The sequence below is a fragment of the Agrobacterium sp. 5Ca39 genome (genome assembly GCF_055382365.1).
On record NZ_AP026437.1, the window covers coordinates 1,447,469 to 1,460,191 of the forward strand.

Here is a 12,723-nt window from a genome sequence, read left to right on the forward strand (position 1 = left end):
AGCTACAGGACTGTATCTAAATTTGGATAGAGCGGCGCCGCGTGTTTCTTCTCCCCGCCGGGGAGAAGAAACGAGAAGCGACACGTTGAGAACCTCACGCCCCCGCCCGCAGCGCAAAGAGCGGCGCATCCTGCCCGTCCAGCATGGCGGTGATCTCTTCCGCCGCGACCGGTTTTGAGAACAGGTAACCCTGCAATTCGTCGCAGCCGCACAGATGCAGTATGGCCGCCTGCTCTTCCGTTTCCACGCCTTCGGCCGTGACCGGAATGTCGAGTGATTTCGCCAGCGCCACGGTCGCCTGCAGCATTTCCAGCGAGCGGCCTCCCTTGTCGAGCGCCATGATGAGCGAACGGTCGATCTTCATCCTGTCGAAGCCGAAGCGACGCAGATAGCCGACGCTGGCAAAGCCGGCGCCGAAATCGTCGAGCGCGATATGCAGGCCGAGCTGTTTCAGCTTGTCTATTGCCGCACTTGCCCGCTCCGGGTGCTGGATGAAATAACCTTCCGTCATTTCCAGCCGCAGCCTTTCCGGCGGCGTCTTCGTTGCATCCAGAATATCCGCGACATGGCCGGAAAAGGCCGGATTGCGGAACTGCACGGGTGAAATATTGACCGACAGTTTGATGGACGGCCATTGCTGTGCTGTCTCGCAGGCCTTGCGCAGCACCAGCAGGCCGAGCCGGTCGATGAGACCGCTCGTCTCGGCAGCGGCGATGAATATGTCGGGCGGGACGAAGCCATATCCCGGCCTCTGCCAGCGGGCCAGCGCCTCCACCCCGGTAATGCAGCGCGTGGCGGCGCTGACGACCGGCTGATAAACCACCTGTATCTCGTCGTTCAAAATGGCGGAGCGAAGATCGGCCTCGAGCTGCAGTTTTTCCTCGCGCAGCGCATCCATTTTCAATTCGTAGGACACGTAACGACCGCGGCCGTTTTCCTTGGCCTGATACATGGCCATATCCGCGCGGCGCAGCAATTCCTCACCATTGATGTCCCCCGCCCGCGAAATCGACGTGCCGATGCTGCAGCCTATACTTGCCACACGCTCGCCTATGCTGAAGGGTTCGGTGAAGAGTTCCAGCAGTGACATGCAGAGCTTGCGGCCTTCCACCCACACGTCGTCGCCCTGAATGGCGATGGCGAATTCGTCGCCGCCGAGCCGCGCCAGAACCGCGCCTTCCGGCACCAGCACCCTGAGCGCCGCCGCCACGCCCTTGATGAGCCGGTCACCCGCCGCGTGGCCGTAGGAATCGTTGATTTCCTTGAAGCCGTCGAGATCGAGATAAAGCAGCTTGATATCCGTCTTGTCGTGGCTTGCCCTGGCGACCATGCGGTCCAGCCTCGCGAAGAGACCGGCGCGATTATTGAGGCCGCTCAGCCGATCGCGCAGAGCCTCTTCCCGCGCCGCCGCCTCATCCGCCTTCAGACGATCGAGCGTGGCCGAACCGATGATGAGCAGCACCAGAAAGAACGTGCCGGCGATACCGAGCGCGGTAAAGACGACCGGCCGCGCCTCATGAAAACTGACATCTCCGGGCAGGTGCGACCGCCAGACGAGCCGTGCCAGCACCTGCCCCAGCGGATTGACGATATCCACGTGGTTGGCGGCCGTTCCCTCGCCATATTGCAGCTCCAGGCCCTCGATCACGTAGTTGCGGGCGAGTTTGTGCACCGTCGCCTGGGTGAGATGACGGGCAAAAACCAGATAGCGCCGCTCCGCGCCGACCGGCGGCAGCGCTCCCGATTTGAGCCGCACCAGCGCAACACCGGCAGCGGCGATACCATCCCCGGTTTTGACGAAACCCGTGACCTGCGAGGTGACGCCGGGACGCATGGACCGCACCCGTTCGATCATTTCCGGAAGGCCGGCGGCGAAATAGGTGCCGGGCACCCATTTCGCCGGCTTGCCATTCTGATAAGCCATACGGACCTTGTCATCCTCGTCGATGATAACGGCAGTATCGAAAAGATCGTTATTGGCCGTCATGTCGCCGTAGTTGCTGGCCACCCAGTCGAAGCGATCAGGAGCATAGACATATTCGGCGGCATCGTCCCAGGCGGCGTAATCGTTGAGCGTCGCACCAAGCTGTTCGCGAAAAGTGACGAGAGCTCCCGCCGTCGTCTCGCGTGAACGGGCACTGTCGAGCAGATTGGCCTTTTCCCGGACCTGACTGAGAGCGGAGAGGACGAGCGCCGTAACGATGAGAAGCACCAGCGCGAAGGTGGACAGCACAACGCCGACGGCGGTTCTGCGCCCGACCGGCAAATAGTCCCCAATGTTGCGCGGCGCAATCCGCATAAAATCCCCTTCGAAAGCATCATCTTGCGAAGGAAACATTCAAAAGCCGTTAAGCCGCGCCGTAACACCGACCCAAAAAACAACGGGTACAAAACGACAGTCCGACCGGAAATCTGAAAAATCCTTTCTGGAAAGAATGGAGGTTTTTCAGGAAAAGTGGATTTGCGCCCGTCCGTAAAACAAAAAACCTCCCCCGCGAGCGGGAGAGGTCATCATTTTCATCGTGATGGAGCGATTACCAGGACGGGATAACCGTGCCGTTATACTTCTCCAGAATGAAGGCCTTCACTTCCGGGCTGTGGTAGGATTCCACCAGCGTCTTCACCCAGGGCTTGTCCTTGTCCTGCGTGCGAACGGCGATGACGTTCGCGTAAGGGGACTTTTCGCTTTCGATGGCGATGGAGTCCTTCTTCGGGTTCAGGCCGGCTGCCGTGGCATAGTTGGTGTTGATGACCGAAGCGTCGGTATCGTCAAGCGATCGCGGCAGCTGTGCGGCGTCGAGTTCGACGATCTGGATGTTCTTCGGGTTTTCGGTGATGTCGGCAGGGGTTACCTTGAGGCCAGCTTCTTCCTTGACCTTGATCAGGCCCTTGGAGGCAAGAACCAGAAGGGCGCGGCCGCCATTGGTGGGATCGTTCGGAATACCGACCGTCGCGCCATCCTTCAGCTCGTCAAGGCTCTTCACCTTCTTCGAATAAACGCCCATCGGGGTGGTGATGGTGGTGCCGACGCTGACGAGATCGAACTTGCGGTCAGCGATCTGGTTGTCGAGGTACGGCTGGTGCTGGAAGGAGTTGGCCTGCAGCTCGCCGTCGTTCAGCGCCTGGTTCGGCACGACATAATCGGAGAACTCGACGATATCGATATCGAGGCCCTTGGCGGCCGCGATCTTCTTCACCTGTTCCATGATCTGCGCGGGTTCGGCGGGGGTGACGCCGATCTTGATCGTCTCGGCCAGCGCCTGACCGGCGGTGAAGAGAGCGGCGAGCGATGCCGCGAGGATGAGTTTCTTCATGGGTGTCTCCTTGGGTTGTTATTATGAACGCAGTTAATTCTTCCGTGTACGCTTGTCGAAGCTGCGCGCCAGCCGGTCGCCGGCGCTCTGCACCAGCTGCACCAGCACGATCAGCACCAGAACCACGGCCAGCATCACGTCTGGCATGAAGCGCTGGTAACCGTAGCGGATGCCGAGATCGCCCAGCCCGCCGCCGCCAACCGCGCCCACCATGGCCGAATAACCGATGAGGCTGACCAGCGTGAGCGTGAGCGCCAGCGTGATGCCGGGCTTCGCCTCAGCCAGCAGAACCTTGGTGACGATCTGCAGCGGCGTCGCACCCATGGCGCGGGCAGCCTCGATCAGACCCTTGTCCACCTCGCGGATCGCCGCTTCCACCAGCCTGGCGATGAAGGGCACGGTCGCAACCGTCAGCGGCACGATGGCGGCACTGGTGCCGATCGACGTGCCGGCCACGAGACGGGTGAAGGGAATGATCGCCACGACAAGAATGATGAAGGGCGTGGAGCGCGCCGCATTCACGATGAGGCCGAGGATGCGGTTGGTCATGGGCGCGGGAAACAGTTCGCCCTTGCCGCTGGTGGCGAGGAAAACGCCCATCGGCACGCCGATGATGGACCCAACGATGCCGGAAACAGCAACCATGTGAAGGGTTTGCAACAGCCCTTTCAGCAGAAGGCTGAAGATCATATCAGGCGACATAACCGAGCACCTCCGTGTGAAGACCGGTTTCAGCATAAAAGCGATCGGCGCGCGCCGTAACCTCAGCCGAGGCCGGATAGGAGACGACAAGCGAACCGAAGGGCTCGCCGGAAATTTCCTCGATGGTGCCGGCGAGGATGTTCACATCGGGGCCGATTTCGGCGACGAGACGGGCCGTCAGCGGCTGGAAGGCCGTTTCGCCGAAGAACACCAGACGCACCAGAACACGATCGCCTTCCGCTGCCTGCGGCTTGAGACCAGAGGTAACCCAGTGCGGCAGCTTCACGCCGACAGAGGACGACAGCAGGCTGCGGGTGGTCTCGTGTTTCGGCGCTGTGAAGATATCGAAGGTGGTGCCTTGCTCAACGATCAGTCCCCTGTCGATGACGGCCACCTGCGACGCGATGGTCTTTACCACCTCCATCTCATGGGTGATGAGCAGCACGGTCAGACCGAGTTCAGCATTGATGCGCTTCAGCAGCTCGAGAATGGATTGTGTCGTTTCCGGATCGAGCGCAGACGTTGCTTCGTCGGAAAGCAGCAGCTTCGGCTGGGTGGCGAGCGCACGGGCAATGCCGACACGCTGCTTCTGGCCGCCGGAAAGTTCCGCCGGATAACGCTTTGCCTTATCGGACAGGCCAACAAGATCGAGCAGCGGCGCAACCCGGGTCTCGATATCCTTCTTGCCCATGCCTGATATTTCGAGCGGCAGCGCCACATTGTCGAAGGCGGTGCGCGAGGACAGGAGATTGAAATGCTGGAAGATCATGCCGACGGAACGACGCAGCGTGCGCAGGCTCTTTTCACCGAGCGCCGCAACATCGACACCATCAACGATCACACGACCGGTCGAAGGCTTTTCAAGGCCGTTGGCGAGGCGGATGAGCGTGGACTTGCCGGCACCGGAGCGACCGATGATGCCGGTGATTGAGCCCTTCGGCACGGCGTAATCGATACCGGCTAGGGCTGCGAAGCCGGGCTTGCCGCCCGTGCCGCCAAAGGTCTTGGTCACGCCTTCGAACGTGACCATCGGCTCCTTTGCCGCCCCTTCAGGGACCGCCTGTTCTTGGCGCGCGGGCGAGGCCGCACTGGATGGAAAACTCATTGTGAACTCTGGGAATGCGTGACGGATCGGGTCTCAAAAAATCCTGTTGCGGTGCTGAACCGCTCTCTTCATGCAGCCTTCGGGCACATTCGATGACAGCTGATTTTCCGGGTCATTTCGTCAGGCTTTCACTCAGAAATGCCGGGGATCGGCAATTCGATGGCGCATACTTGCCCGCACACGCCACCTTTTAACAGGGATGTTTTTTCAATTATCTGAAAAGAGAGGAAAAATCTACCGCAAAGCCGCGTGTGCAGCCCTGCGGCAGTCAAGATTTTGCGAGTACCTTGAATCAGACGCGGCTGACGAATTCTTCGGCGGGACGGCGCACCTTCTTCAGGTTCACCAGCCAGTCGCCTTCCGGCTGGCGATAACCGAGCGGCAGGATGGTGACGGAGCGCAGGCCCTTCTCACGCAGGCCAAGGATTTCATCGAGCTTGGCAGGATCGAAACCTTCCATCGGAGTGGAATCCACACCCTCAAAGGCGGCCTGCGCCACAGCCATGCCGAACCCGATATAGGCCTGACGGGCGGCGTGCTCGAAATTCACCTGCTGATCGCGCTGCGGATAGGTGTTAAGCAGCATCTGGCGATAGGCTTCCCAGCCTTCATTCTTGATGCCGCGCTCTTCATTGACCAGATCGAACATATGGTTGATCCGCTCTTCGGTGTAATTATCCCACGCCGCAAAGACCAGCAGATGCGAGCCTTCGGTCACCTGCGCCTGGTTCCAGGCAATCTCGCGGATTTTGGCGCGCACCTCCGGATCGGTGACGACGATGACTTCAAAGGGCTGAAGACCGCTGGAGGTGGGCGCCAGCCGCGCTGCCTCGACAATGCGCTCGACCTTGTCTTCGGACACCGTCTTTGAAGGGTCCATTTTCTTGGTGGCATAACGCCAGTTAAGTTTTTCGATAAGCATGTTCGTTTTCCCTGGGAGGACCAGCCCGCCCTGCCCCTTGACGGCAGGATGGGCGCTACGCTTCGTAGCCCGTCTCACATAGGAGCCGGGACGGCAGGCGCAAGCAGGCACCGTGGGGTAACCGACAAAAAAGTTTGGAAAACTGATAATAAGGGGAGAGAACTTTATTGCGGACAGGCTTCGTGCCCTCGCCCGTCAGGAGTCGACGTTGAATTTTACGCATCAGCCGGCCTCCCCACCCTCATTCCTTGCTTGTCACAGGAATTTAGCCCACACGCGTCCGCGTGGCGGAAAGACTCCCCTCAGCCCAAGGACTTAGGCTGGCTAGATCCCTGTGACAAGCACAGGGATGAGGGGAAAAAACCTCACCCCTTGGCAACCCCATGGTTCCCCTTCGGGAAACCCGAAGCCAGCGCGCTGTACCACTTGCCACTGTTCTTCAGCGTGCGCACCTGCGTCTCATAATCCACATGCACGAGCCCGAAACGCATGCGGTAACCCTCGGCCCATTCGAAATTATCCATCAGGCTCCAGGCGAAATAACCGCGCATCGGGTAACCGTCGCGGATGAGATCGGCGACGATGCCGAGGTGTTCGGCGTAATAATCGAGACGCGGCTGGTCATTCACCTCGCCGTTTTCGACGCCCATATTATAGCAGGCGCCGTTTTCGGTGATGTAGCACTCCGGCAGATCGTAACGCCTGTAGAGCGTCTCAACCAACGACTTCAGCGCCGGAGCGTAAACCTCCCAGCCGATATCGGTCTTCACATCGCTGACCGCCGGTGCGGGCATAGTCGCGGGGAATTCCGCGCCCGGTGTCGCGTCGTCGGCGACGCGCATCGGCGTGTAATAATTCAGGCCCCACCAGTCAAGCTTCTGGCTGATGATGCCGAGGTCTTCCGCCTCCACGACGGGCATACGATCACCCAGCGCCTCCATCATCTCGGCGGGATATTCGCCCTTGAAGACCGGGTCAAAGAACGCGCCATTGTGGAACTGGAAGGCCCGCTCGGCTGCCTTCAGATCAGCCTCGCCATCGGAAGCGGGAATGACGGAATGGGCGTTCAATACCAGCCCCACCGGCACTTTCGGCGCGACGTGGCGGGAAGCTTCCACGCCGAAACCATGGGCGAGGTTGATATGGTGCATGGCGGCAAGGGCCGCCTCCATGTTGCGCTCACCCGGCGCGTGGATACCATAGAGATGGCTGAGCCACACCGCGCACCAAGGCTCGTTGAAGGTCGCAACCGCATCCAGCCGGTCGCCAAGGCGCGCCATGACGGTCTTGGCGTAACGCTGGAAGGCATGTGCCGTGGAGCGGGAAGACCAGCCGCCATCCCCCATCAGGGTCAGCGGCAGATCCCAATGGTACAGCGTCGCATAGGTCTTGATCCCGCGTGCCTTGCAGCCATCAACGAGGCGGTCGTAAAAATCCAGACCCTTCTCGTTGATCGGCCCGAAACCATCGGGAATGATGCGCGGCCAGGCGATCGAGAAACGATAGGCCTCCACCCCCATCTCCTTGATGAGATCGAGGTCTTCCTCCCAGCGATTGTAGTGATCGCAGGCGATATCGCCATTGTGACGCCCGAAGACATGGCCCGGCATATTGCAGAAGGCATCCCAGATGGAGGGCTTGCGGCCATCCGCCTTGGTGGAACCTTCGATCTGGAACGAGGCAGTTGCGACGCCAAACAGGAAATCGCCGGGGAAACGGGCTGCGAGCGTTTTGGGATCGGTCATCGGAGAGTCCATCGGATGTGAAAAGATCAGCAGCGGTTTAGACCATGTCGCCTGCGAGGTACAGTCGGGCTCGGCGGAATCTACAACGTTTCAGGATGCGCGGTGAACAGGCCCAAAGCGCTTTGCATGCGCAAACGTCACCGCAGCGCGTAGCGGCGGCATGGGAGGCAGGCCCGGTGAATGCGTGTGAAATGGGTAGTGGTGGAAGTATTTGCATGCACCTGGCCGCATTGTGGAGACCATAATCACGGCCCCTCGCTTACAGCCTTTTCACGACATCTATCCGATCAGCCCTTCCCGCCTCTGGCCGTGCGGGACGCCTCTCCGAAACACGGTCTACCAGAACCATGCTTGTCGATGCCGGCAACCGGTTCGCAAAAGGCGCCGCGCGTATCGCCCTTCCGTTCCGGTTGCGGGAGGAATGATGCAGCCAAGGAGGGCCATGCGGACGGGAGAGGAAGAATTTTTTCGGAAGTGACTGAAAAGGATGGAGGGGTGGCGCAGAGTTGTCCGCTTCTTCTGGAGCAGAACGGAGAGCGGGCCCCTCAACCGGCCCTTCGGGCCACCTTCTCCCCGGCGGGGAGAAGAGATATGCCGGGCCCGCCGCGTTTGGCAAGGAGCGTGAAGCTTGTTCTTTCCCCCGCCGGGGCGAAGTGCCGGAGCGCAGCGAGGCGATGAGGGGCAACGTTGCCGTCACCCCCTCCATCACGTCAAACGTAACGATTGACCACGTTTTCGAGATATTCCTGGCGGCCAGACTTCGGCTCGGGGTTGATATCCTCGCGCTCGACCAATGCCGCGATCTCGTCGAGCTTCAGCTCGCCGCGCAGCATCTTCTGGGCTTCCGGCGAATCCCACTTGGCGTAGCGCTCCTTGAGCGGCTTCGAAAGCGCACCGTCCTCGATCATCTTCGCCGCCGCCTTGAGGCCACGGGCGCAGCAATCCATGCCACCGATATGGCCGATCAGCAAGTCCTGCGGATCGAGCGACTGGCGACGCAGCTTGGAATCGAAGTTGGTACCGCCATTCTTGAAGCCGCCGCCGGCGAGAACATGGTAATAGGCGAGTGCCATTTCCGGCACGTTGTTGGGGAACTGGTCCGTATCCCAGCCGGACTGGTAATCGTTGCGGTTCATATCGATGGAGCCGAAAATGCCGAAGGCGTTCGCCATGGCAAGCTCGTGCTCGAAAGAGTGGCCGGCGAGGATGGCGTGGCCCTGCTCGATATTGACCTTCACTTCCTTGTCGAGACCGTTCTTCTGCAGGAAGGCATAAACGGTGGCGACGTCATAGTCGTACTGGTGCTTGGTCGGCTCCTGCGGCTTTGGCTCGATCAGGATCGTGCCTTCAAAACCGATCTTGTATTTATATTCCACCACCAGATTGAGGAAGCGGCCAAGCTGGTCGAGCTCGCGCGACAGATCGGTGTTGAGCAGGGTTTCGTAGCCTTCGCGGCCGCCCCACAGAACGTAGTTCGCGCCGCCGAGCTTCTTGGTGGCGTCCATGCAGGTCTTAACCGTTGCGGCGGAGAAAGCGAAGACGTCAGGATCCGGATTGGTCGCGGCACCCGACATGAAGCGGCGGTTGGAGAAGAGGTTGGCCGTGCCCCACAGCAGCTTCACGCCGGTATCGGCCTGCTTCTGCGCGAAATAATCAACGATCTCGTTGAGGTTCTTGGTGTTTTCCGCGAAGTTCTTGCCTTCCGGCCGTACGTCGGCATCGTGGAAGCAGTAGAACGGCGAACCGAGCAGCGAGAAGAATTCGAACGCCACGTCGGCCTTCAGTTTCGCGGCCTGCATGCTGTCTTCAAACCATGGACGCTCGAACGTCTGGCCGCCAAAGGGGTCACCGCCCGGCCAGGTAAAGGTATGCCAGTAGGCCACCGCAAAACGCAGATGATCTTCCATGCGCTTGCCGGCGACGATTTCGTCGGGGTTGTAATGGCGGAAGGCCAGCGGGTTGGTGCTGTCGGGGCCTTCATATTTGATCTTGGCGATATCGCCGAAGAAGCCTGTGCTCATTGGGTGGTTCCTCCTTGGTGGGTCTAGATGGTGTTCTGAAATTTCAGGGTTGGCGTTTGCCGCTCACCCCCCTCTGTCCTGCCGGACATCTCCCCCTCAAGGGGGGAGATCGACTCGTGGTTAGGTGTCCACCTCTTGCGAGGCTGAAGATGAAGTGAAGTGTCCGCCGCTTGCCGATCTCCCCCTTGAGGGGGAGATGCCCGGCAGGGCAGAGGGGGGTGAAGCCGCACCCTCAACACCTCAATGCGAAAGCCCCCTAATCGCCGGATAAACCGCGTGATACCGCCGGTAAGCCTCCTCATAGGCACCGGCCAGATCAGCCACCGGCTCAATCGTCCGCGCCGTCTCCGGCTGCGAGCACACCGCCACCGGATCAGCTCCGGTCGCAGCAATCAGGCCGAGACGCGCGGCACCGAAGGCCGCACCGAAATCGCCCTCGGCGGGAATATCGACGGGCACACCAAGCGACGTAGCAATCGACGCCAGCCAATAGGCCGAACGCGAGCCGCCGCCGATGGCGGTGACACGAGAGATCGAGGTGCCGGCGGATTTCAAGGCTTCGAGATTGTCCCTGATCGCGAAGGTCACGCCCTCAAGCACGGCCTGCGTCAGCGCCTTGCGGTCGCTCTCATGCGAAAGGCCGATGAAGGAGCCGCGGATGGCAGCATCATTGTGCGGTGTACGCTCGCCGGAAAGGTAGGGCGCGAAAGTCACGCCAGTCGGCGCAAGCAGCGTGTCGCCGAGTTCGCCGGTCAGATCGGCGGCGGATTGGCCTGTCAGCCGCGAATACCAGTTCAGCGCATCCGTGGCGGAGAGAATGACGCCCATCTGGTGCCAGGTATTGGGCAACGCGTGGCAGAAAGCATGAACTGCGCTTTCCGGCTTCGGCAGATAAGAGGCATTGGCGGCGAAGAGCACACCAGAGGTTCCGAGCGACACGAAGGCATGACCTTCCTTCACAGTGCCCATGCCACAGGCCGAGGCGGCATTGTCGCCCGCTCCGCCGGCAACCACGGCCCGGCCGGAAATGCCCCATTCGGAGGCAAGCTCGGCGCGCAGAACGCCCGCCTCATCCGTGCCTTCCACCAGAGACGGCATGTGTTTTTCATCGAGCCCCGTCGCGGCAAGCAGGTCGGAAGACCATTTGCGCGCGCCGGTATCGAGCCAGGAGGTGCCGGCGGAATCGGACATTTCCGAGATATACTCACCGGTCAGCCACAGCCGCAGATAATCCTTCGGCAGCAATACCTTGGCGACTTTTGCGAAGACTTCAGGTTCGTTCTTTGCCACCCAGGCGAGCTTCGGCGCGGTGAAGCCGGGGAAGACGATATTGCCGGTTATCTTGCGGAAGCGCGGATCAGCATCGAGTGCGGCTGCTTCGGCATGGGAGCGGGTGTCGTTCCAGAGAATGCAGGGGCGCAGCACCTTGCCATCGGCATCGACAAGTGTGGCGCCGTGCATCTGGCCGGAAAGGCCGATGCCCTTCACCGCGGCAAGCTCTTTCGGAAACTTCTGCTTCAGGCCGGCAACTGCGGTTTTCGTCGCGGCGATCCAGTCCGCCGGGTCCTGTTCCGACCAGCCATGATGCGGGCGCGAGACATCCAGCGAGCCGTTGGCCGAGCCGATGATTTTCTGATCGCCGTCCATCAGCAGGGCTTTGACGCCTGAAGTGCCAAGATCGAGACCGAGATACATATATTTCTCCATTCCGGCGCGCCATGCGCCAAAGTTCATGCGGTTTTTTAAAGTCGCCGCCAGAGGGAAAACCAGCGACCACTTTTCCTTCGGAAGAGTTTCTTCAGGGAAGATTGTCCCTGAGGAAGATATCGATACGAATACGTTCCTGCGCGGCGATGACGGGCAGGCCATCGGCGCGCGCCTTCAGGACGCGGATGGCGCTGCGCACCTCGTGACCCGCGTCCTGGTTGAGCACGGCATCCAGCAGCCCTTGCCGCAGCGCATTGGCGGTGGTTTCGGTGAGCTCATGGGCGATGACCGAAAGCGGTCTTTCGTCATCTACCGCTCCAAGCGCGCGGATGAGACCTCGATTACCGGCACCGAGACTGTAAATGCCGGCGAGGGTTGCATTGCCGAGCGCCTCGCACACCAGCGCCTCGACGGTCAGCGGATCGTCCCTGCCCTCCAGCACCGGCAGCAGCCGCGCCTGGGGAAACTCTGCCTCGATGACGGCGCGAAACCCTTCCAGACGCTCGCGATGGTCGCGCACCAGCATGGAGCCCGCGACAACGGCGACATCTCCGCCGCGCCCGGAAAGAAAACGTCCCATCAGGCTCGCCGCCGTGCGGCCGGCCGCGACGTTGTCCACACCTGCATAATGATCACGCCTCGAACCCGAGAGGTCCGACACCAGCGTCACCGTGGCGATGCCGTCTTCCGCCAGCCGGTCGGCGGCCTCCGCCACATCTTCGGAATCGGTGGCGACGAAGGCCACGCCGGATGGTTTTTCCCGCCGCGCAACTTCCAGAGCCTCAGTCAGAGCCGCAGCATTAAACGGCGGCACCTCGATGACGCGGATTGCCGTCCGCTCCAGATGCGAGCGGCTGGCCGCAGCCCGTACCTCGGCGCGCAGCGTCGCCATGAAGGAATTGTCGTTGCCGGGCAGGATGAAGATCATCGAGTAATTGCGCCCCTTGGCCAGATTGGCGGCGGCGATGTCGCGCACGTAACCCAGCTCGGCAATGGCGGCTTCCACCCGCGCCCGCGTTGCGGCATGCACGCCGGGACGCATGTTCAGCACCCGGTCTATGGTGGCGAGGCTGACGCCCGCCCGCTCGGCGATATCGTGAACTGTCGGCTTCATGGCTCCTCCCGCCTCCTGCATATCCAGCTTTGCCGCCGCCGTAAATCGAAAAATGATGTACGTACCTCATAATTCATCAAATGGCTGCGGAAT

The 12,723-nt window shown here is 60.8% G+C and carries 9 protein-coding genes; all 9 read right to left on the reverse strand.

Features of this window, described 5'->3' with window-relative positions:
* Positions 1-94: 94 nt before the first annotated feature.
* Positions 95-2,338 (reverse strand): bifunctional diguanylate cyclase/phosphodiesterase, encoded by a 2,244-nt coding sequence (locus ACZ47E_RS20390; RefSeq protein ID WP_034496788.1) that lies wholly within the window; start codon positions 2,336-2,338, stop codon positions 95-97.
* A gap of 196 nt (positions 2,339-2,534) precedes the next feature.
* Positions 2,535-3,314, reverse strand: coding sequence for a MetQ/NlpA family ABC transporter substrate-binding protein (locus ACZ47E_RS20395; RefSeq protein ID WP_464017136.1), 780 nt, complete (start codon positions 3,312-3,314; stop codon positions 2,535-2,537).
* A 33-nt stretch (positions 3,315-3,347) separates the two neighbouring features.
* A complete protein-coding gene (locus ACZ47E_RS20400) occupies positions 3,348-4,016 on the reverse strand; it encodes a methionine ABC transporter permease (RefSeq protein ID WP_004445202.1) in 669 nt (222 codons plus the stop codon).
* The gene (locus ACZ47E_RS20405) at positions 4,006-5,046 is read right to left on the reverse strand and encodes a methionine ABC transporter ATP-binding protein (protein ID WP_278067592.1); all 1,041 of its coding nucleotides are present in this window, start codon (positions 5,044-5,046) and stop codon (positions 4,006-4,008) included. The genes ACZ47E_RS20400 and ACZ47E_RS20405 overlap by 11 nt, the downstream gene beginning before the upstream one ends.
* Positions 5,047-5,413: 367 nt before the next feature.
* The gene (locus tag ACZ47E_RS20410) at positions 5,414-6,043 is read right to left on the reverse strand and encodes an NAD(P)H-dependent oxidoreductase (protein ID WP_004445205.1); all 630 of its coding nucleotides are present in this window, start codon (positions 6,041-6,043) and stop codon (positions 5,414-5,416) included.
* 365 nt (positions 6,044-6,408) lie between these two features.
* A complete protein-coding gene (locus ACZ47E_RS20415) occupies positions 6,409-7,788 on the reverse strand; it encodes a GH1 family beta-glucosidase (RefSeq protein WP_278067593.1) in 1,380 nt (459 codons plus the stop codon).
* 710 nt (positions 7,789-8,498) lie between these two features.
* Positions 8,499-9,809, reverse strand: coding sequence for a xylose isomerase (gene xylA, locus ACZ47E_RS20420; protein ID WP_004445208.1), 1,311 nt, complete (start codon positions 9,807-9,809; stop codon positions 8,499-8,501).
* Positions 9,810-10,049: 240 nt separating this feature from the next.
* A complete protein-coding gene (gene xylB / locus ACZ47E_RS20425; RefSeq protein WP_072493040.1) occupies positions 10,050-11,504 on the reverse strand; it encodes a xylulokinase in 1,455 nt (484 codons plus the stop codon).
* 103 nt (positions 11,505-11,607) lie between these two features.
* Complete coding sequence (locus ACZ47E_RS20430; RefSeq protein WP_072493041.1) at positions 11,608-12,630, reverse strand: LacI family DNA-binding transcriptional regulator; 1,023 nt, start codon at positions 12,628-12,630, stop codon at positions 11,608-11,610.
* Between the last annotated feature and the right edge of the window lie 93 nt (positions 12,631-12,723).